Here is a 20,621-nt window from a genome sequence, read left to right as displayed (position 1 = left end):
TATGATTATAAAACTACTTCAACTTTATGTATTCATTTTAGCTTCTAATTCTTTAGCGCAACAAGTACTGATTAATGGAAAAGTAATAGATTCTTTAGGTATCATTAAAAATGCAAATATTATCAACCTAAAAACAAACCAAGGTACTTTTTCTTCGGATGACGGTACTTTTAGAATATATGTTTCGCAAGGAGACTCATTACGTATTTCATCGATACAGTACGTTACAAGAAAGTTTTATGTGACGAAACAAAATATCAACAATAAATTCATCATTATAAAACTAAAACCCAGTACTTATGTTTTAGATGAATTCGAACTAAAAAAACACAATTTAACAGGACGATTAGGAATTGATTTAAAGGAAGTACCTACAGATAAAAGAGATTCCTTATTAAGAAAGGTTATGGGTTTTTCTAACGTGAATTTAAAACGAGCTGAAGAAGATGATTATATAGACAAAAGAGTAAGACCACAAAAAGTTGAAACAGATCCTACACAAATGTTTGGTGGTGTTGGAGCTAAAGTAGTAATACCTTTTAAAGATAAAGAGAGTTTATTAAACAAAGAATTAAAACGTAAAAAAGAAGTTCCATATAAAATACTATCTGAACTTGGTGAACCATTTTTCTTTGAAGAATTAAAAATCCCGAAAGACAATTACTTTCATTTTCTAGACTATTGTAATCCTTTAGATATAGAACGTCTTCACAAAGAAGGTAATATTTTAGAACTCATCAAAATTTTTCAGAAAGAAAGTATGCCTTATTTAAAAATCATAAAAAAAGAGTAAATTGGCAGAATAATTATTTTAAAACCAGCATGAATACTAAAAAATCTATTTTAATTTTATTAATAATTCCCCTACTATCCTTCTCCGCTCATAAGTATTATTTGAGCCTCACTCAAATTGAGTATAGAAGTGAATTGCAAGCTGTTCAGATAACAATCAATGTTTTTATGGATGATATTGAACTCGCCCTAAATAAAGACTACAATATTGATTTACAACTTACCACTAAAGAAGAACTAAAAGATAACGACGTTTATTTTATTAAATACTTAAACAGTAAACTCCATTTAAAGGTAAATGATGTTCCTAGAAATTTTAACTATATCGGTAAAGAATATGATGGAGATTTGGTCTATTTTTATTTAGAAATTGAAGACGTTAAAGAGCTTAACAACATAGAAGTTACCAATAAAATCTTAACCAAACACTTTCCACAACAAGAAAATTTAATAAAGAGTAAAGTTGGCAAAAAGCACAAAAGTATTCTATTAACCGCAAAGAATGATAAAGGTTTGTTAAAATTTTAACTCATTTTAACTTTTTCTCTAACTTATTCTTAATTTGTACCGCTAATCAATTCAAGTACAAATGAAAAAAATTACATTCTTACTATTAAGTGTATTTTTTGTTGGATCAGCTGTTTTTGGCCAAGAAACAACCACAAAACAAGGTCACACAAACCAAAACAAGTTTAGACAGCTTAAAGATGTGTTAGCAACCCCTAATGAGCAAAGAACTGCTTCTGGAGCGCCAGGTAAAAACTACACACAACAGAAGGTAGATTACGTAATGGACATTGTTTTAGATGATGAAAAAAGCAGAATTACAGGTGCAGAAACCATTACATACCACAACAACTCTGCAGACGAATTAACATATTTATGGGTACAATTAGACCAAAATATGAGAGCTGCAGATTCTAAAACTCCAGATATTCAATCTAGTAAAGTACCTACTAAACTTAGCAAAGCTCGTTTTGATAGAGCTTATCCTGAAGAAGCTTTTGATGGTGGTTTTAAAATTACTAGTGTAACAACAAATGATGGTGCAAAATTATCTTATACGATCAATCAAACAATGATGCGTATTAATTTAGCTGAACCATTAGCATCAGGAGAAACTTACAAGTTTAAAATAGAATGGTGGTATAACATTAATAACCATAGAACTCAAGGAGGTAGATCTGGTTATGAATATTTTGAAGAAAACGAAAACAAAAATTATGTAATTGCTCAATTCTTTCCAAGATTATGTGTTTATGATAATGTAGAAGGTTGGCAAAATGACCAATTTTGGGGTAGATCTGAATTTGCCTTAGAGTTTGGAGATTACACCGTAAATATTACTACACCAGACGATCACATGTTAGGTGCAACTGGAGTTTTAAAGAATGAAAGTGAAGTTTTAACCAAGACTGAATTAAAAAGATTAGAAAAAGCAAAAACTTCTTTTGATGCCCCTATTATAATCCGTACTCAAAAAGAAGCTACAAAAATTGAAAAAACAAAATCTAAGAAAACAAAAACTTGGAAATTTTATGCTGAAAATGTAAGAGATTATGCATTTGCAACCTCTAGAAAATTTATTTGGGATGCAATGGCAGTAGATATTAATGGTAGAACTGTAATGGCTTATTCTTTATACTCTAAAGAAGCAAATCCTTTATATGGAGATCACTCTACAAGAGCAGTTGTACAAACTTTAAAAACATATTCTAAATATACTTTTGATTACCCATATCACAAGGCAATTTCTGTAGACGGACAAATGGGTATGGAATATCCACAAATTTGTTTTAATCCTGGAAGACCAGATTTACCAGATGGTGGTTATTCTGATAGACAAAAATACAGAACTATTGGTGTGACAATTCACGAAGTTGGACATAATTTCTTTCCGATGATTGTAAATTCTGATGAAAGACAATGGACATGGATGGATGAAGGTTTAAACTCTTATGTACAAATGTTAGCTATGATGGCTTATGAAGAAGATTATCCACTAAGTAGAGGTTTGCCTAAAAACATTGTACGTTATATGAGCGGAGATCAATCTAAAATTTCTCCAATTATGTCTAAAGGAGATAATGTTTATGAATTTGGAAATAATGCCTACGGTAAACCAGCAACTGCGCTATGGATTTTAAGAGAAACTATAATGGGACATGAATTATTTGATCATGCATTTAGAACGTATTCTCAAAGATGGATGTTTAAACACCCAACTCCTGCTGATTTCTTTAGAACAATGGAAGATGCTTCTGGTGTAGATTTAGATTGGTTTTGGAGAGGTTGGTTTTATACAACTGATGTAACAGATATAGGTATTAAAGGTGTGAAGAAATTTTACACAAAAACAGATAATGATAGTGTAGAGTTTACCGAAGATACTACAGAAGGTTTAGGTTTTTCTAATACACATGGTAAATATCATTATGAAATTACCTATAATAAACCTGGTGGTTTAGTGATGCCAATTATAGTAGAGTTCAATTATAAAGATGGTACTAAAGAAAAGAAAACATATCCTGCACAAATTTGGAGATATGATGATGCTGAAATAACAAAAGTTTTTTCTTCATCGAAACAAATAGAAAGTATTGTAATAGACCCAGAGCTAGAAACTGCCGATGTAGATACAAGTAACAATAGCTGGCCAAAAGAAACAAACAATAAGTTTGATAAATTTAAAAGTAAAATAAAAGGATAACAAAAAGATAAATAATTAAAAGCGATATGACAACATATCGCTTTTTTTTATAAAAATTTGTTAAAGTTTTAACTTTTTTTAACAAATATCCAACAATATTCATAGTTTAGCTCACTTTTAATTCAAATAACTCAAATGAAAAAATTCACTTTATTCGTATTTTCTTTATTTTTTGTTGCTGCAGGTACTTTTGCACAAGAAAAAAAAGAAGAAAGTAAAACCCTACAAGGGCACACAGACCAAAACAAGTTTAGACAACTAAAAGATGTTTTGGCAACTCCTAATGATCAACATGCTGCTTCTGGTGCACCAGGAAGTCAATACACGCAACAAAAAGTTGATTATGTAATGGACATTCGTTTAGAAGAAAGCACTAATAAAATTTATGGAGATGAAACAATTACGTATCACAATAACTCTAAGGATCAATTAGAGTATTTATGGGTACAGTTAGATCAAAACATGAGAGCAGATGATTCTAAAACACCTTTAGCTCAATCTACTGGAGCAACTCCTTTTATAACTCCTGAAAATTTCCAAAAAGACTTTATGAATGAAGGGAAAGGTTTTGGTTTTAATATTGAAGAAGTAGAAAGTAATGGTAAACCTTTATCACACTTTATCAACAGAACCATGATGCGTATTAATTTACCTAAACCATTAGCGTCTGGAGATACTTTTAAATTTAGAATTAAATGGAATTATAAAATCAACGATATTAATAAAGATGGTGGACGTTCTGGTTTAGAAACTTTCCCTGACGGAAACAACAACTATACTATTGCACAATTCTTTCCAAGATTAGCGGTATATAACAATGTAGAAGGATGGCAAAATATGCAATTCTGGGGTCGTAGTGAATTTGCTTTAGAGTTTGGAGACTATGAAGTAAACATAACGGTACCTGCTGATCATATTGTAGATGCAACTGGTGATTTACAGAACGAAAAAAATGTCTTAACGAAGACACAACGTAATCGTTGGGAAAAAGCAAGAAAAACTTTTGATAACCCAGTAATGATTGTTACACAAGCCGAAGCTGAAGAAGCAGAAAAAGGGCGTGCTACCAAAACAAAAACTTGGACATTTAAAGCTGAAAAAGTTAGAGATTTCGCTTTCGCATCCTCTAGAAAATATATTTGGGATGCCATGGCTACCAACATAAATGGGAAAACCGTAATGGCGGTTTCTTTATATCCTAAAGAAGGAAATCCTTTATGGGAAGAGCACTCTACAAGAGCAGTTGCACACACTTTAATAGAATATTCTAAATTAACGTTTGACTACCCATATTCTAAAGCAATTTCTGTACACTCAGAAAGACAAGGAATGGAATACCCAATGATTTGTTTCAACTTTGGTCGTCCTAATCCTGATGGAACCTATTCTGATAGAACGAAAAAAGGAATGATTGGAGTAATTGTTCACGAAGTAGGTCATAACTTTTTCCCGATGATTGTAAATTCTGATGAAAGACAATGGACTTGGATGGATGAAGGTTTAAACTCTTTTGTAGAAATATTAGCAGAGTTTTCTTATGATTATGATTTGTTTTCAAAAAATCCAGCTAAAGAAATAACAAGATACATGGGCGGAGACCAAAGTAATATCTCCCCTATTATGTCTCAAGGAGATTACGTAAAACAATTTGGACCAAACGCATACACAAAACCTGCAGCGGCTTTATACATTTTGCGTACAACTATTATGGGACCAGAATTATTTGACCACGCATTTAGAACCTACTCGCAAAGATGGATGTTTAAACACCCAACACCTTCTGATTTTTTTAGAACAATGGAAGATGCTTCTGCGATGGATTTAGATTGGTTTTGGAGAGGTTGGTTCTATACTACAGATGTAACAGACATCGGTATTAAAGAAGTAAAACCTTTATATTTAACAGACAAACCTAATGAAAGAGTTACAAAGTTAAAAGAACAATACAAGCAATATTTTGATGGTTTAGGAGAATTAGTTTACATCACAGATAAAAAAGAAGATGCCAATGCAAAAGCAATGGATGCTCACACAAATGGCAAAGAAGTTCCTTCTTATTTATATGCAGTAGAATTTGAAAAACCAGGAGGTTTAGTAATGCCAATTATTGTAGGATTAACCTATGCAGATGGTACCACTGATAAACAAACATTTCCTGCACAGATTTGGATGAAAAATGACACTAGTGCTAAAAGAGTTTTTTCTTCTACCAAAGAAATTACAAGCATAACTGTAGATCCAGATTTTGAAACAGCAGATGTAGATACTTCTAACAATAGCTGGCCTAAAAAAGAATCTAATGAGTTTGATAAATTTAAAAGTAAAGTAAATCAATAAGTAACTGATTACTTATTCTCATATAAAAAGCCTCACATTTGTGGGGCTTTTTTTTATGATATAACTTTACAAGCAACTTACTTTAGTCCTTTTAAGGAATTCTATAAAACACCATACTTTTTAAGAAATGTTAAAACTCCTATTTCTAATTTAGGATTAAATTAGAATTAAATTAGGATTAATACTAAGGCTATTTTAACTGAATTTTCTAACTTAGTACTCTAAGAAATAACAATACAAACTAAATATAAAATTTTCATGAAAATCAATAATATATTAGAAGGTATCGGTAACACACCGGTTGTACGATTGGCAAAATTATTTCCAAATGCAAATGTTTGGATGAAACTAGAAAAAGCAAACCCAGGTGGAAGTATTAAGGATAGAATTGCATTGGCAATGATTGAAGATGCTGAAAGCAAGAACCTAATAAATAAAGATACAGAAATTATAGAACCAACCTCTGGTAATACTGGTGTTGGTTTAGCAATGGTAGCTGCTGTAAAAAACTTGAAGCTTACTTTAGTGATGCCAGAATCTATGTCCGTAGAAAGACGTGCTTTAATGAAAGCTTACGGAGCTAATTTAGTACTTACCCCTAAAGAACTTGGTTTAGGAGGTACTATCGCAAAGGCGCACAAAATGGTCGCTGAAAATAAAAATGCGTGGATGCCATCGCAATTTACAAATCCTGCAAACCCAGAAATCCATCATAAAACTACTGCTCAAGAAGTAGTAAACGACTTTCCTGAAGGTTTAGATTATTTAATTACTGGTGTTGGAACTGGCGGACATATTACAGGTATGGCAGAGGTTTTAAAAGAAAAATATCCCAGTATAAAAGTATTGGCAGTGGAACCTACAGGATCTTCTATTATTTCTGGAGGCGAACCAGGACCTCATAAATTACAAGGAATTGGACCAGGCTTCTTTCCTGAAACATTCAATAAAGACATAATTGATGGTGCTGTTAAAATAACGAATGAAGAAGCATTTGCAGAAGTTAAAAACATTGCAAAAACAGAAGGAATCTTAGTAGGTATTTCTACAGGAGCCTCTTTAGCGGCTGTTAGAAAACAGTTAGCAACCTTAAAAGGTGAAGAAGTTATATTAACCATGAATTATGATACTGGAGAACGTTATCTTTCTGTAGAAGGTCTTTTAACAGAATAATAATTTACAAAAAGTATAATCATAGAAAAAGCCTCACAATTTGTGAGGCTTCTTTTTTTGTCTATCTGAATTTATTTCAGATATTTATAAAATAAGATTGGTTTATTTAAAAAATGAATCTACAAATTCATGTTTATTAAACACTTGTAAATCATCAATTCCTTCTCCTACTCCAATATATTTTACAGGAATTTTAAATTGATCTGAAATACCAATAACAACTCCACCTTTTGCCGTACCATCTAATTTAGTAACTGCTAAAGAAGTAACTTCTGTTGCTAAAGTAAATTGCTTTGCTTGTTCAAAAGCATTCTGACCAGTAGAACCATCTAAAACTAACAATACATCATGTGGAGAATCTGCTACCACTTTTTGCATAACACGTTTTATCTTGGTCAACTCATTCATTAGGTTTATCTTATTATGTAAACGACCAGCGGTATCTATAATAACAACATCTGCATCTTGATTTACTGCAGATTTTAAAGTATCAAAAGCTACAGAAGCTGGATCAGATCCCATTTCTTGACGTACAATTGGTACACCTGTTCTGTCTGCCCACACTTGTAATTGATCTATTGCTGCTGCCCTAAAAGTATCTGCTGCACCTAAAACAACTTTTAATCCTTGCTTTTTAAATTGTGCGGCTAATTTACCAATAGTAGTTGTTTTACCAACTCCATTTACACCAACTACCATTAAAACATAAGGCATTTTATTACCGTCCTTGTCTTTAGGGATTTCCGGAATTACAAATTCAGTTTCGTTACCAATATTGGTTTCAGAAAGTAAGCCTGCAATTTCCTCACGTAGAATTCTATTTAATTCATCTGTACCAACATATTTGTCTTTGGCAACTCTATCTTCTATTCTTTCAATAACTTTAAGCGTTGTACCTACACCAACATCAGAAGCTACTAATATTTCTTCTAGATTGTCTAAAACAGCATCATCTACCTTAGATTTACCTGCAACAGCTTTGGTTAGTTTGCCAAAGAAACTTTCCTTAGACTTTTCTAATCCCTTGTCTAAGGTTTCTTTTTTTTCTTTTGAAAATATTTTTTTAAAAAAACTCATTTTTATCTTTTATACTATAATAGCAATACGTTAAAAAACGTGCCACTTGTTGGGTTTGGTCAAATTGTCACTAAAAAAGCTTGCGTTAGCGATTGAAATGACATCCTTTTCTTATAAATATAATTATTTATTTTAAATTTAAAGATTTTCATTAAAACCACAAAATTTTCTTAACCATAACAGTCTAAGAAAAGATATAATGTAAAGCGCGACCTTTTTAGGAAACGCCCAAAAATACGTAATTATAAGACACAAAAAAAACTACCTTCTAAATTAGAAAGTAGTTTTATATATTTTTATGTAGTAATTACTACTTTTTTGCTAAAAAAGCATCTACTTTAGAAGGATCTAAAATAGTTTCTACGAAAGTATAAGCTCCAGATTTAGGAGATTTTACCATTTTGATAGCTTTACTTAATCTTTTTGAAGATGTTTGTAACGATGCTACTGTTTTCTTTGCCATTGTCTAAGTTTTTTAATCTATGTGCTCTATTCTGAGTTCTAGACAGTTTAATTATTTAATTTCTTTGTGAACAGTCATTTTCTTTAAGATAGGATTGAATTTTTTAATTTCCATTCTATCAGGAGTGTTCTTTTTGTTCTTTGTTGTAATGTATCTAGAAGTACCTGCTTTACCAGAAGCTTTATGCTCTGTGCATTCTAAAATTACCTGAACTCTGTTACCTTTTTTTGCCATTTGTATAAAATTTTAAATCGCTTGAGCGCTTATTTAGTTAAAAATCCGTTAGCTCTCGCGTCTTTTATAACTGAAGAAATTCCTTTCTTGTTAATATTTTTTAATGCAGAAGCAGAAACTTTTAATGTTATCCATTTATCTTCTTCTGGGATATAAAAACGCTTGGTCATTAGATTAGCGTCAAACTTTCTCTTAGTTCTATTTAAAGCATGAGATACATTGTTCCCAACCATTGCTTTTTTACCTGTTAATTCACAAACTCTAGACATCTTTTCGACAGTATTTATAGTGTTATCTCTAAACGAGGTGCAAATATACACTTAAATCTAATTCTGAACAAAATAATTTTAATTATTTTTTAAGAATTTCTTTATTTGCTATTTCTAAAGCCTTACTTACCGTTCTATTAATTACTTTTTCTCTTGGCTGGCCAAAGTCAAATTCTTGCACCAACTCTATAGTATCCGATATAAAAGCAATATACACAATACCTACACTTTTGTCTGTATTATCTGTACTTGGTCCTGCATTACCAGTAACTGCAATTGCATAATTTGTCTGCAATTTAGCCTTCACTCCTCTTGCCATTTCTAAAGCTACCTCCTTACTAACAACGCTATATTTATCAATCGTTTCTGCGGAAACACCTAATAAATTAATTTTTGTTTCTGCAGAATACGTTATTAAACTACCTTTATAATAGTCCGATGAACCTGCAACAGACACTAAATTTGCTGCAATTTGACCTCCAGTTAAGCTTTCTGCTGTAGAAATTGTTTCATTATTTCTTTTTAATAATGCCCCTACTCTTTTTTCTAAAGAACTATCGTCATCTAAACCAGTAATAATTTCAGGTATTAATTGATAAATTTCTGCAACTTTATCATTCAGTTCTTTTTCTAAAATTTCTTTATGAGCGCCTTTGGCGGATAAACGCAACCTCACTTTACCAAATGAAGGTAAATAGGCCAACTTAATATAAGGTGGTAAATTGTTTTCGAAATCTTCAATTCTTTCTGCAATCATGCTTTCACCTTGTCCATAGGTCATAATTGTCTTATGAAGAATGAAAGGTAATTTAAACTGCTGTTGAATTTTAGGCAATACCTCATTGGTAATTAAACCTTTCATTTCATACGGAACTCCTGGAAGTGACACAAAGACAGTCTCGTTTTCGTAAAACCACATTCCGGGTGCCGTACCAAAAACATTCTTTAATAAGGTTGCTTTTGAAGGCAATTGCGCCTGATACCTTTGCACTTCATTAAAAGGATGGTTTACTTTTATAAACATCTCTTTTATTTGCTCAATTACTTCTGGATATTCTATTAATTGATGATCATTAAAATATTCTGCAATTGTTTTTTTAGTGATATCATCTTTTGTAGGTCCTAAACCACCTGTTAAAATAACAATATCTACTCTTTCTTGCGCTTCCTTTAAAGCGTTAAGAATATGTTGCCTATCATCTTGAATGGAAGTAATTTGATAAACTGAAACTCCTATTTTATTTAATTCCTGACCAATAAATTGTGAATTGGTATCAACAATCTGACCAATTAGGATTTCATCTCCTATTGTAATAATTTCTGCATTCATTATGCGCCTATTTCATTTATATTTTGATAATCTAAATTTTTATTCTTTAATCTTTTTCGTAAAAAAACGAAAAGGAAATATGAAAGAATAACACTCAATAAGACCGATAAATTTCTATTAGATTCAAAATCTTGCTGAAGTTTAAAATCTGTAAAAAAGCCATAAATAAGTAAATAAATAATTCGGATTGCAAGAGAGACAAAAAAACCTATACAAAAATAAAAGATATTATTTTTTTCAAACCTTTTAGCCAAATACATAAAACAAATCCCAACAAATATTGATGCTATTATTTGTATCGTAAAGTTTATCAACCTACTTTACTCTAATATTAAAAGCTTCTTTCCCTTCAATAACACCTTTTAAGTTATCGTTTTCTACAACTTTTCCAACACCTGCTGGTGTACCTGTAAAAATAATATCTCCTTTTTTTAAGGTGAAATATTGAGAAACATAAGCAATTAGTTCATCGGTTTTCCACAACATAGCATTGGTGTTACCATCCTGAACAATTTCATTATTTTTATACAATTGAAATTTTAAGTTCTCTAAATCAAATTCTTCTTTCGGATAAAACTCACCAATAACGGCACTTCCGTCAAATGCTTTTGCTTTTTCCCAAGGCAAACCTTTTTCCTTGCATTTTGCTTGTACATCTCTTGCGGTAAAATCGATTCCTAATCCGACTTCATCATAATATTTATGAGCAAATTTTGCATCAATATGTTTACCTACTTTATTTATTTTTACCAACACCTCTACTTCATAATGAACGTCATCAGAAAAAGGCGGAATAAAAAATGGATTTTTTCTTGGTAAAATAGCAGAATCTGGCTTTAGAAAAACAACAGGATTCTCTGGTCTTTCATTTGCTAATTCTTCTATGTGTTTTGCGTAATTGCGCCCAATACAAATTATTTTCATTTTTATGTATTGAAAATTAAATGGTTTAAAATTATAATTAAAGTATGTTATAACTCTAAACTGCCAACTGCAACTGAATTACTGCATACTTTTTTACTCTCCTGCTTCCGGAAAAACAATAGCTCTATTTCCTGAAACTATTATTTGATGATTCAAGTGGTTTTTAACCGCTCTTGCCAACACCAATTTCTCTATATCTGCACCAATCCTCTTTAAGGTTGTTGGTGTACTTTCGTGCGTTACCGGCTTTACATCTTGCTCAATAATTGGGCCTTCATCTAAATCTACCGTTGCATAATGTGCTGTTGCTCCAATTAACTTCACCCCTCTTTCATAGGCTTTTTTATACGGATTTGCTCCTTGAAAAGCTGGTAAAAAAGAATGATGAATATTGATGATTTTCTCTGGATAATGTTTGATAAAATCTGAAGATAAAATCTGCATATACCTCGCCATAATAACTAAATCTACTTCATTAGCATCTAGCAATTGCACAACTTGATCTTCTTGATCTCTTTTGGTCTCCTTTGTAACTGGCAAATGATAAAAAGGAATATTAAACATATCTGCAACATATCTTAATTTATTATGATTACTGATAATCATTTTTACATTACAGTCTAAACGTCCTTCTTTAGAGCGTTCTAACAAATCATATAAATTATGACTAGTATGCGAAACCATAATGGCTACATTTTGTTTTTTATCGCCATAATTAACAGACCAATCTATACGCAAAGGTGTTGCTAGTTGTTGAAAGTTATTTTCTAATGCTTCTTTAGAAATATTTGTTCCATCAGCATTTAAACGAACTCTCATAAAATATGTATTCTCAACAGAATTTACATACTGTTGAGAACTTAAAATATTGAATCCATTTTCATAAAAAAAAGTGGTAATTTTAGCTACCAATCCTTTTTGATCTGGACATTTTATTAAAAAAGAGACTACTTGTGGTTTCATAAAAAACTGCCCATCCTAACCTTCCCGACAGGAAGGAACTGCAAACTGGGTAATTTGGAGTTTTAATTATTTATTTCTTTTAGAGCAAGCTCAAACATATTACTAAACTAAATACTACGGCTTTAAACTGAAATTACCTAATCATCTATGGTATCCATTTTTTAGGGAAGTTTGGTTTTCTCTTTTCAAGAAAAGCATCTCTTCCTTCTTTTGCTTCATCAGTCATATAAGCAAGTCTTGTTGCTTCTCCTGCAAAAACTTGTTGACCAACCATTCCGTCGTCTGTTAAGTTCATAGCAAACTTTAGCATTTTTATAGAAGTCGGACTTTTTTCTAAAATTTCTTGTGCCCACTCATAAGCGGTGTCTTCTAATTCGTCATGAGGAATAACGGCATTTACCATCCCCATTTCATAAGCCTCTTGCGCAGAGTAATTTCTTCCTAAGAAAAAGATTTCTCTAGCTCTTTTTTGCCCAACCATTTTTGCCAAATATGCAGAACCATAACCACCATCAAAAGAAGTTACATCTGCATCTGTTTGTTTAAAAATAGCGTTTTCTTTAGAAGCTAAAGTTAAATCGCAAACTACATGTAAACTGTGTCCGCCACCAACTGCCCAACCTGGTACCACAGCAATAACTGCTTTTGGCATAAATCGGATTAAACGCTGTACTTCTAATATATTTAATCTGTGATAACCATCGTCACCAACATAACCTTGGTGTCCTCGTGCTTTTTGATCTCCTCCAGAACAAAAAGAATACACACCGTCTTTGGTACTTGGTCCTTCCGCAGAAAGTAGCACAACGCCAATATTTACATCTTCGCCTGCATCGTAAAAAGCATCGTATAGTTCTTTAGTTGTTTTTGGTCTAAAAGCATTTCTAACATTAGGTCTATTAAATGCAATTCTAGCAACTCCATTACACTTTTTATAGGTAATGTCTTCGTATTCTTTAACAGTTTTCCACTCGGGTTGTATCATAATTTTGTATTTTGGACGTTCTTTTAGAAGAACAAAAAAATTGGTTACAAAAATAAAGATTCAAATTTATGATAAAGAAATCGTTCACCCTAATATTTATGTTGATTTGCCTTAGCGGGTATGCACAAAAAATAATAAATAAAACAATTATCTCTGATTACGCAGATGATAAAAGGGACATAAAAATATATTTACCAGAAGGTTATGATCCTGAAGAGGACAAAAATTATCCTTTAGCAGTTGTTTTAGATAGTGAGCTTTTGTTTGATATGTATGTAGGGAATTCTGTGTTATTTGCAGCTAAAGACAAAGCTCCAAAACAAATTGTGGTAGGAATTGAAATGGCTAAAACCAGAAAAAAAGACACCTATTTTAATGTAACTACAGGCGAATTTACTGTAGATAACAAGAAATTTTATCAATTTATAAAAGATGAAGTTATTTTTGAAATAGAAAGCAATTACAATACTTCTCCTTTTATTTCTATTGTTGGTCAAGGTACTTCTGCAAACTTAGTATCCTTTTTTTTAGGAGAAAAAATTCCACTTATCAATTCTTACATCTGTATAAACCCTCTTTTTTCTGATTTTATAGGACAGCAATTGCAAAGTTATAATTTACCGAGATACGAAAAGGAAGACAATACTTTTTACCTATACATTAACAATTCTACATCGTTTTCTGTTGATAAACAGACTAAAATAGGAGAATTACAAGGAGGCTTAAAATCTTTAGAGATAAAAAACCTTAACATTATAAACGACACCATTAATACTCCAAGTAGCATATCTGCTATTGGTGAAGCGATTCCTAGAGCACTAAATCAAGTTTTTCAAGTGTACTCTGCCATTTCTAAAGAGGAATTTGACAAAAACATAAAAAATCTATCGCCATCAGATGCTATTGCTTATTTAGAAAACAAATACTTAGAAATTGATTTTCTTTTTGGAAGTAATTTAGGAATAAGAGAAAGTGATATTTTTGCTATCGAGAAATTAATTATGGAAAAGGAAAATGGAGATCAGTTACTTCCTTTTGGTAAAATGATTTTAAAACTATACCCTTCATCTCCACTAGGTGATTACTATATTGGTAAATTTTACGAAAGCAGTAAACAAATTAATAAAGCAATTGTACAGTATAAGATTGGTTACGGAAAAATGGATCCTGCAGACCCAAATGCGGATAGGTTTTATGAAAATATTCTAAGATTAGGCGGGAGGTAAAAAGTATGCAGTATGCAGTATGCAGTATGCAGTATGCAAAATTAAAAAAATCTATATTCGTTAAAAAATAACAAATACTATTAATTAAAAACATTTTTACTGCCTACTGCTAACTGACGACTGAATACTCATGTTACACAACTCTATTCTATCTTCTTTGATAAGAATTAGTTTTTGTCTATATAAATTTCCTACTGCTTTTTTAAAGGCTTTTTTACTCATTTTCATATGAAAACGGATAGAATCTGGAGAACTTTTATCTGTTAACAATAAAAAACCTTCTCTACTTTCTTTTAGCTTTGTCAATACTTTTTCTACATCAGAATCAATAACATTTCTAAAACCTTGTGGTCTCAAAGAAACATCTATTTTTCCATCTTCACGAATTTGTTTCACATAACCAACAACCTCCATGTTTTCTTCCAATTCCTGAAAAACTTCACTTCTAAAAAGTAAACCATCAAATTCTTCATTAATTAAAACTGTGTATCCTAAATTTGTTTCTGTTTCAATTACTAAGCTGACTTTCTCTCCCTCTTTCAAGTACATCTCTACCTCTTCCGAGTTATTTTCGTCATCTTGTAAGTTCTCTTCTTGGTCGTATAAATCTTCTTGTAAACTCATTATTGTATGTATTTAAAATATTCTTTTAAAATTAAATTATTTTCTTCACTTGGCGTAAAGATTTCTAATATTTTTGGTTTTTCTGATGTTTCATAAAAACCTTGTAAATGTTCTTGTACTCTTTCTGTAGTATCTGCTTGTAAATAATCGAAATGATACATTTTACATAAATGCGCTGCAGTTAACGTATGCGGAGTTTCAAAATATTTTGAAGCATTGGTAGCTCCTGGTCCTGGAATAATTTTAAAAATTCCACCTCCAGAATTATTAATTAAAATAATTCTAAAGTTTTTAGGTATGTTAGCATTCCACAATGCATTACTATCATAGAAAAAACTAATATCTCCTGTAATAAAAACCGTCTGATTTTCATTTGCAAAAGCAGCACCAATTGCCGTTGAAGTACTTCCGTCAATTCCGCTTGTTCCCCTATTACAAAAAACGGTATTCGAATTATCTATAGAAAATAATTGTGCGTATCTAATTATAGAACTGTTGCTAATTTGCAACTGACTATTGGCAGGAATACTCTCTACAACCTGTTCAAAAACTTTAAAATCTGAATGTGTTGCTTTTGATAAATATTCTTGGTGTTTTATGCGTTTTTCATCACGGAATTGCAACCATTTTTGTTGATACTTACTTTCTTTTTTTATTATTGTTCTATTAAATTTCGAAAAGAAATCAACTGGCTTTATTTGTATAAATTCAGATAAACAGAAAAACGTATTTACTGCTTTCTTTTCATCAATATTCCAATGGTGTTTTGGTGAAAATTTTCTTAAAAATTGTTTAATTTTCTTAGAAACAATCATCCCTCCAAAAGTTATTAATACTTCTGGTTTTAAATCTTCAAACTGATGATAATCCAAAGAAAAAATTAATTGATCTATAGAATTAACAGACTTTTCTTGATGTAAATTAGAAGTTGTTTCTGTTAAGATTAACACAGATTCATCCTCAGCATACAAATCCATTAATTTATGTAAATCTGCATCAGGATAATTAACACCAACAAGAATCATTTTCTTTTCTGATGCATTCCATATTTTTGATAAATTACCATAATCAATATGAGAATTATCTAAAGAACTTAAAGAAATATGTGGAAAATTAAAACTTTGCATTTCTTCAACCGTTTCATACAAAGGCTCATCAAACGGAACATTAATATGCACAGGACCTTTTTGTGAAACTGCTACTTGCAAAGCTTCTCCTATTAATTGAGAATTACGTGTTTTGTACTTCTCGTTTTCAATTAAATTGGCAGCGAACAAAATATGATTATCAAAAACATTTTCTTGACGAATGGTTTGTCCGTCGCCAATATCTATTAAATGTTTTGGTCTGTCTGCAGAAATTACAACCAACGGAATGTTACTGTAAAACGCTTCAGCAATTGCCGGATAATAATTTAACAAAGCAGAACCCGAAGTACAAACAATTGCAACTGGTTTCTGAGTTTGTTGCGCAATACCTAATGCAAAAAAAGCAGCACAACGCTCATCTACTACACTTAATGCGGTTATTTCTGGATGATTAGAAAAACCAACTGTTAAAGGAGCATTACGTGAGCCTGGAGAAATAACAACCGTATCAATATTAAATTGACTACATGCTGAAATTACAATTTGTGCGAGTTCTTTTTTTGGGTACATTACTATAAATTACAAGGTGACAAAGTTACAAAGTCCAAAAGTTATTAAAGACAAAAAAGTCAGAAAGTAAAATATTTTTCTACTTTCTGACTTTATTATATAAAAACCAACTATGTTGGCTAGTTTCCTTTTTTGTAATCTGCTAAAAATGTAGCTAAACCACTATCTGTTAATGGGTGTTTTAACAAACCTTCAATTGCACTTAAAGGTCCAGTCATAACGTCAGATCCTAATTTTGCACAGTTAATGATGTGCATTGTATTACGTACAGAAGCTGCTAAAATTTGAGTTTCAAAACCGTAATTGTCATAAATTAAACGAATTTCTTTAATTAAATTCATTCCGTCTGTAGAAATATCGTCTAAACGTCCAATAAATGGAGAAACATACGTTGCTCCTGCTTTAGCAGCCAATAAAGCCTGACCTGCAGAAAACACTAACGTTACGTTTGTTTTAATTCCTTTAGAAGAAAAATATTTACACGCTTTTACACCGTCTTTAATCATTGGTAATTTCACAACAATTTGAGGGTTTAAAGCAGCCAAAGCTTCACCTTCTTTTACCATTCCGTCAAAATCTGTAGAAATTACTTCTGCAGAAACATCACCTTCTACTAATTCACAAATTTCTTTGTAATGGTTAATAATGTTTACTTCTCCAGTAATACCTTCTTTAGCCATTAAAGATGGGTTTGTAGTAACTCCGTCTAAAATACCTAAAGCTTGCGCTTCTTTAATTTGCTCTAAATTTGCAGTGTCAATAAAAAATTTCATTTGTATATATTTAGTTGTAATTGTTCTATTTATTTTGGGCGTTCGAGCGGGCTTTACGCTGCAATCTTTTTATAGTTGTCATTGCTAATAAAGTTTTTTCTGCTTTATGCGGCAATCTCATAATTGACTAACAGATTGCTTCGTTCCTCGCAATGACGTCTGTTAACAAGAACTATAAAAAGGATTTCCACTTCAATCCCTAACGCAAAGATAGTTACTTGCTAGTAAGTATAAGAAGTGAAATAAAAATATTTTTTTACTACTTATAAACATAAAAACAAATCCTTATAAAATTATAATTTATAATGATCCATTAAGATTTTCTCATACATTCTGTCTGGTAAAATTCGCTTTAAAACAATGGAGAACTTTTCCATAAACCCACCAACTTTGTAATGAATCTTCGGGTTTTTAGTTTTTATAATCCTATGTACAGCCTTTGCCATTTCTATCGGATCCATTCCGCCACTTACATGCGCATCCATCAAATTTAAATTCATTTGATAATTCTCTTTATAAGCAGAATCATCAAAAACTGGCGTATGATATCTTCCCGCAGCAATATTGGTTGCAAAATCTCCGGGTGCAACACAAGTTACTTTTATTCCGAATGGTTTTACTTCCATACTTGTTGCTTCTGTTATGGTTTCCAAAGCACCTTTTGTAGCAGAATACAATCCCCTGAAAGGTAAGCCCATATAACCAGCAATAGAAGTTACATTAATAATAGTACCCGATTTTTGTTTGCGCATTTGTGGCAAAGCAGCTTTCATTACATCTACAGCACCAAAAAGATTGGTATTAAAAACAGCTCTCATTTCATCAGTCGGCGTATCTTCAATTGGACCCGTAATTCCCATTCCTGCATTATTAACCAAAACATCTAACCTTCCTTCTTTCTGAATGATTAAATCGATTGCTGCATTAATAGTATCAACCTTTAAGACATCCAAAGCAATTAATTCAAAAGAAAAATTGGCAGTGTTTTTAGGATTTCTACTTGTACCATATACTTTATATCCTTTTTCAGATAAAAACGTAGCAATAGATTTCCCTATTCCGGATGAAGCTCCAGTAATTAATACAACTTTAGACATAAATAATAAATGCTTGAAAAATTAAAAATACTTAATAATTAAATGTTGCCACAAATATCTTAAAAGAAAACGAAGGAAACTAAAAAGGAGAAAGTTAATAATTGCTCTAAAAAAGAAAAATTCTGAAGAAATTCAGAATTAAATAGAGAGAAATAAAAAATGGCAAGCTACCTACATCACACCGCTACAACCTAATACCTTTGCTGCGTTCCCGCCCTGGAGGATTCAAAGGGAGCTAGTTGTGTAGGACTTGCCGATGCAAATTTACACGCTTTTTTGATATTGACAATAAAAAAAGTGTAAATTTTATGTAACATTTTCAACACTCTGAATACTAATGAATTGTTGTGATAGTAAACAAACTTTTATAAATAATTAAAAACTATCAACAATGAAAACAATATATTTGTATAACTAACTAAATTAAAAAAATGGAAGATCAAGCAAACAGTAAAAGTCTAATTGTAAATTATGGTGTTATTTTAGCAGTAGCTGGAATATTATTGAGTGTTATTACCTATGCAATGGGTGAACACCTTAAACCTCACTGGTCAATTTCAGTTATATCTATTGGTTTAACCACAGCTTTAGTTGTTTTAGGTATAAAAAAATATAAAGAAATTAATAGTGGTTTTATCTCTTGGGGACAAGGTGTTAAAATTGGTGTTGGTATATGTATACTTTCTGCATTAATTACAGCCATTTATCAGTATATTTTTATGACTGTTATAGAGCCTGATTTTATGCAACAAGCTATGGAAATTCAAAATCAAGCATATTTAGATGGTGGAATGACAGAAGCGCAAATTGAAGGTGCTAATGAAATAGCACAGAAATTTCAATCTCCGGGCATTATAGCTGCTATTTCAATTATTGGTGCTGCAATATTAGGTTTTATTATTTCTGCAATTGCTTCTGCAATCATGAAAAAAACTGAAGAAGAAACATACTAAATTTTAATATTTGAGGTTTTTGTACAAATTAAACTTTGAATTATAAATATTGAATAAAACAAACATGGATATTTCGGTAGTAATACCACTTCTTAACGAAGATGAATCTTTACAAGAATTATACGATTGGATTGCAAAAGTTATGCAATCCAATCGTTATTTATATGAAATCATTTTTATAGATGATGGTAGTACAGATAATTCTTGGAGTGTAATTGAAAAACTATCCGCTGCACATACCGAGGTAAAAGGAATTCAGTTTCAAAAAAATTACGGAAAATCGCAAGCTTTAGATGCTGGTTTTGACATGGCAGAAGGAGCTGTTGTAATTACCATGGATGCCGATTTACAAGACAATCCAGATGAAATTCCTGAATTATATAATTTAATCATTAAAGAAGATTTCGACCTAATTTCTGGTTGGAAAAAGAAGCGTTATGACAACGTTATCACTAAAAACATCCCTTCAAAATTATTTAACGCTGCTGCCAGAAAAACATCTGGTTTAAAACTAAACGATTTTAACTGCGGCTTAAAAGCTTACAAAAACGAGGTTATTAAAGCAGTAAAAGTAAGCGGAGAAATGCATCGATACATTCCTGTTTTAGCCAAAAACGAAGGCTATACTAAAATAGGAGAAAAAGTAGTACAACACCAAGCAAGAAAATACGGAGAAACTAAATTTGGAATGGACCGTTTTGTAAATGGTTTTTTAGATTTAATTACCATTTCTTTTTTATCAAAATTTGGTAAAAGACCTATGCACATTTTTGGTCTTTGGGGAACTTTAATGTTCTTATTTGGAACAACATCTGCATTTTATATTGGCGCCTATAAACTTTACAAACTTTTTAACGGTATTAAAACAATTTTAATAACAGACAATCCTTGGTTCTATATAGCATTAACTTCTATGATATTAGGAACACTATTATTTTTAGCAGGATTTATTGGAGAACTCATTATAAAAACAAAAAGTAACGAAAAACACTATACAATTAAAGAAAAACTCAATTTCTAAATAGTATATTTG

At 31.3% G+C, this 20,621-nt stretch carries 20 protein-coding genes and 1 other RNA gene; 8 read left to right on the top strand and 13 right to left on the bottom strand.

The window, feature by feature from the left end; translation table 11 throughout:
* Nucleotide 1 precedes the first annotated feature (1 nt).
* The 5 genes from H0I29_RS12750 (at nt 2) to cysK (ending at nt 7,012) form a co-directional block, all read left to right on the top strand.
* Nucleotides 2-793: a carboxypeptidase-like regulatory domain-containing protein gene (locus H0I29_RS12750; protein WP_218752647.1), complete on the top strand. Its 792-nt coding sequence runs from the start codon at nt 2-4 to the stop codon at nt 791-793.
* Between the two features lie 101 nt (nt 794-894).
* The gene (locus H0I29_RS12745) at nt 895-1,320 is read left to right on the top strand and encodes a DUF6702 family protein (protein ID WP_218733045.1); all 426 of its coding nucleotides are present in this window, start codon (nt 895-897) and stop codon (nt 1,318-1,320) included.
* A gap of 61 nt (nt 1,321-1,381) precedes the next feature.
* The gene (locus tag H0I29_RS12740; protein ID WP_218752646.1) at nt 1,382-3,502 is read left to right on the top strand and encodes a M1 family metallopeptidase; all 2,121 of its coding nucleotides are present in this window, start codon (nt 1,382-1,384) and stop codon (nt 3,500-3,502) included.
* 135 nt (nt 3,503-3,637) lie between these two features.
* Complete coding sequence (locus H0I29_RS12735) at nt 3,638-5,839, top strand: M1 family metallopeptidase (RefSeq protein ID WP_218752645.1); 2,202 nt, start codon at nt 3,638-3,640, stop codon at nt 5,837-5,839.
* Between the two features lie 258 nt (nt 5,840-6,097).
* On the top strand, nt 6,098-7,012 hold the full coding sequence (gene cysK / locus H0I29_RS12730) for a cysteine synthase A (RefSeq protein WP_218752644.1): 915 nt from the start codon (nt 6,098-6,100) through the stop codon (nt 7,010-7,012).
* Between the two features lie 102 nt (nt 7,013-7,114).
* On the opposite strand, the gene ftsY is transcribed toward cysK, so the two are convergent.
* From ftsY to H0I29_RS12690, 8 genes are all read right to left on the bottom strand, one after another.
* Complete coding sequence (ftsY, locus tag H0I29_RS12725; protein ID WP_218733041.1) at nt 7,115-8,089, bottom strand: signal recognition particle-docking protein FtsY; 975 nt, start codon at nt 8,087-8,089, stop codon at nt 7,115-7,117.
* A 310-nt stretch (nt 8,090-8,399) separates the two neighbouring features.
* A complete protein-coding gene (locus H0I29_RS12720; protein ID WP_218733040.1) occupies nt 8,400-8,552 on the bottom strand; it encodes a DUF4295 family protein in 153 nt (50 codons plus the stop codon).
* A 51-nt stretch (nt 8,553-8,603) separates the two neighbouring features.
* On the bottom strand, nt 8,604-8,786 hold the full coding sequence (gene rpmG, locus H0I29_RS12715; protein WP_068449915.1) for a 50S ribosomal protein L33: 183 nt from the start codon (nt 8,784-8,786) through the stop codon (nt 8,604-8,606).
* 29 nt (nt 8,787-8,815) lie between these two features.
* Nucleotides 8,816-9,055: a 50S ribosomal protein L28 gene (rpmB, locus tag H0I29_RS12710; RefSeq protein WP_158838598.1), complete on the bottom strand. Its 240-nt coding sequence runs from the start codon at nt 9,053-9,055 to the stop codon at nt 8,816-8,818.
* 82 nt (nt 9,056-9,137) lie between these two features.
* On the bottom strand, nt 9,138-10,385 hold the full coding sequence (locus H0I29_RS12705) for a competence/damage-inducible protein A (RefSeq protein ID WP_218752643.1): 1,248 nt from the start codon (nt 10,383-10,385) through the stop codon (nt 9,138-9,140).
* A 315-nt stretch (nt 10,386-10,700) separates the two neighbouring features.
* Entirely contained in the window at nt 10,701-11,309 is a 609-nt protein-coding gene (locus tag H0I29_RS12700; RefSeq protein WP_218752641.1) for a fumarylacetoacetate hydrolase family protein, read from the bottom strand.
* A 93-nt stretch (nt 11,310-11,402) separates the two neighbouring features.
* Nucleotides 11,403-12,272 (bottom strand): formyltetrahydrofolate deformylase, encoded by an 870-nt coding sequence (gene purU / locus H0I29_RS12695; RefSeq protein ID WP_218733037.1) that lies wholly within the window; start codon nt 12,270-12,272, stop codon nt 11,403-11,405.
* A gap of 145 nt (nt 12,273-12,417) precedes the next feature.
* Nucleotides 12,418-13,257, bottom strand: coding sequence for a 1,4-dihydroxy-2-naphthoyl-CoA synthase (locus H0I29_RS12690; protein WP_218733036.1), 840 nt, complete (start codon nt 13,255-13,257; stop codon nt 12,418-12,420).
* Between the two features lie 98 nt (nt 13,258-13,355).
* Between H0I29_RS12690 and H0I29_RS12685 the strand changes: the two genes are divergently transcribed.
* Nucleotides 13,356-14,483, top strand: a complete 1,128-nt coding sequence (locus H0I29_RS12685; protein ID WP_254712625.1) for an alpha/beta hydrolase-fold protein — start codon at nt 13,356-13,358, stop codon at nt 14,481-14,483.
* Between the two features lie 96 nt (nt 14,484-14,579).
* On the opposite strand, the gene H0I29_RS12680 is transcribed toward H0I29_RS12685, so the two are convergent.
* The 5 genes from H0I29_RS12680 to ffs all read right to left on the bottom strand — a co-directional run bounded on the left by H0I29_RS12680 (nt 14,580) and on the right by ffs (nt 18,891).
* Complete coding sequence (locus tag H0I29_RS12680) at nt 14,580-15,107, bottom strand: DNA-binding protein (RefSeq protein WP_254712624.1); 528 nt, start codon at nt 15,105-15,107, stop codon at nt 14,580-14,582.
* Complete coding sequence (gene menD, locus H0I29_RS12675; protein WP_218752637.1) at nt 15,107-16,765, bottom strand: 2-succinyl-5-enolpyruvyl-6-hydroxy-3-cyclohexene-1-carboxylic-acid synthase; 1,659 nt, start codon at nt 16,763-16,765, stop codon at nt 15,107-15,109. The genes H0I29_RS12680 and menD overlap by 1 nt, the downstream gene beginning before the upstream one ends.
* Nucleotides 16,766-16,884: 119 nt before the next feature.
* Entirely contained in the window at nt 16,885-17,538 is a 654-nt protein-coding gene (fsa, locus tag H0I29_RS12670; protein WP_165730188.1) for a fructose-6-phosphate aldolase, read from the bottom strand.
* 293 nt (nt 17,539-17,831) lie between these two features.
* A complete protein-coding gene (locus H0I29_RS12665) occupies nt 17,832-18,635 on the bottom strand; it encodes an SDR family oxidoreductase (protein WP_218752635.1) in 804 nt (267 codons plus the stop codon).
* 157 nt (nt 18,636-18,792) lie between these two features.
* Nucleotides 18,793-18,891, bottom strand: an RNA gene (gene ffs / locus H0I29_RS12660) — signal recognition particle sRNA small type.
* Nucleotides 18,892-19,066: 175 nt separating this feature from the next.
* Here ffs and H0I29_RS12655 point away from each other — a divergent pair.
* A complete protein-coding gene (locus H0I29_RS12655; protein ID WP_218733032.1) occupies nt 19,067-19,588 on the top strand; it encodes a DUF4199 domain-containing protein in 522 nt (173 codons plus the stop codon).
* Nucleotides 19,589-19,652: 64 nt separating this feature from the next.
* Nucleotides 19,653-20,609: a glycosyltransferase family 2 protein gene (locus H0I29_RS12650; RefSeq protein ID WP_218752634.1), complete on the top strand. Its 957-nt coding sequence runs from the start codon at nt 19,653-19,655 to the stop codon at nt 20,607-20,609.
* The last annotated feature ends 12 nt before the right edge of the window (nt 20,610-20,621 follow it).

The sequence above is a fragment of the Polaribacter sp. R2A056_3_33 genome (assembly GCF_019278485.1).
Taxonomy (GTDB): domain Bacteria; phylum Bacteroidota; class Bacteroidia; order Flavobacteriales; family Flavobacteriaceae; genus Polaribacter.
Note: the sequence above shows the minus strand (reverse complement) of the source record. Positions and strands in the feature narration are given on the sequence as shown.

Coding starts and splice junctions, on each gene's coding strand:
- H0I29_RS12740 (WP_218752646.1), top strand. CDS start 1,382: ATGAAAAAAATTACATTCTTACTATTAAGTGTATTTTTTGTTGGATCA.
- menD (WP_218752637.1), bottom strand. CDS start 16,765: ATGTACCCAAAAAAAGAACTCGCACAAATTGTAATTTCAGCATGTAGT.
- purU (WP_218733037.1), bottom strand. CDS start 12,272: ATGAAACCACAAGTAGTCTCTTTTTTAATAAAATGTCCAGATCAAAAA.
- cysK (WP_218752644.1), top strand. CDS start 6,098: ATGAAAATCAATAATATATTAGAAGGTATCGGTAACACACCGGTTGTA.
- H0I29_RS12665 (WP_218752635.1), bottom strand. CDS start 18,635: ATGTCTAAAGTTGTATTAATTACTGGAGCTTCATCCGGAATAGGGAAA.
- H0I29_RS12750 (WP_218752647.1), top strand. CDS start 2: ATGATTATAAAACTACTTCAACTTTATGTATTCATTTTAGCTTCTAAT.
- H0I29_RS12680 (WP_254712624.1), bottom strand. CDS start 15,107: ATGAGTTTACAAGAAGATTTATACGACCAAGAAGAGAACTTACAAGAT.
- rpmB (WP_158838598.1), bottom strand. CDS start 9,055: ATGTCTAGAGTTTGTGAATTAACAGGTAAAAAAGCAATGGTTGGGAAC.
- H0I29_RS12690 (WP_218733036.1), bottom strand. CDS start 13,257: ATGATACAACCCGAGTGGAAAACTGTTAAAGAATACGAAGACATTACC.
- H0I29_RS12650 (WP_218752634.1), top strand. CDS start 19,653: ATGGATATTTCGGTAGTAATACCACTTCTTAACGAAGATGAATCTTTA.
- H0I29_RS12685 (WP_254712625.1), top strand. CDS start 13,356: ATGTTGATTTGCCTTAGCGGGTATGCACAAAAAATAATAAATAAAACA.
- H0I29_RS12655 (WP_218733032.1), top strand. CDS start 19,067: ATGGAAGATCAAGCAAACAGTAAAAGTCTAATTGTAAATTATGGTGTT.
- H0I29_RS12735 (WP_218752645.1), top strand. CDS start 3,638: ATGAAAAAATTCACTTTATTCGTATTTTCTTTATTTTTTGTTGCTGCA.
- ftsY (WP_218733041.1), bottom strand. CDS start 8,089: ATGAGTTTTTTTAAAAAAATATTTTCAAAAGAAAAAAAAGAAACCTTA.
- rpmG (WP_068449915.1), bottom strand. CDS start 8,786: ATGGCAAAAAAAGGTAACAGAGTTCAGGTAATTTTAGAATGCACAGAG.
- H0I29_RS12705 (WP_218752643.1), bottom strand. CDS start 10,385: ATGAATGCAGAAATTATTACAATAGGAGATGAAATCCTAATTGGTCAG.
- fsa (WP_165730188.1), bottom strand. CDS start 17,538: ATGAAATTTTTTATTGACACTGCAAATTTAGAGCAAATTAAAGAAGCG.
- H0I29_RS12700 (WP_218752641.1), bottom strand. CDS start 11,309: ATGAAAATAATTTGTATTGGGCGCAATTACGCAAAACACATAGAAGAA.
- H0I29_RS12720 (WP_218733040.1), bottom strand. CDS start 8,552: ATGGCAAAGAAAACAGTAGCATCGTTACAAACATCTTCAAAAAGATTA.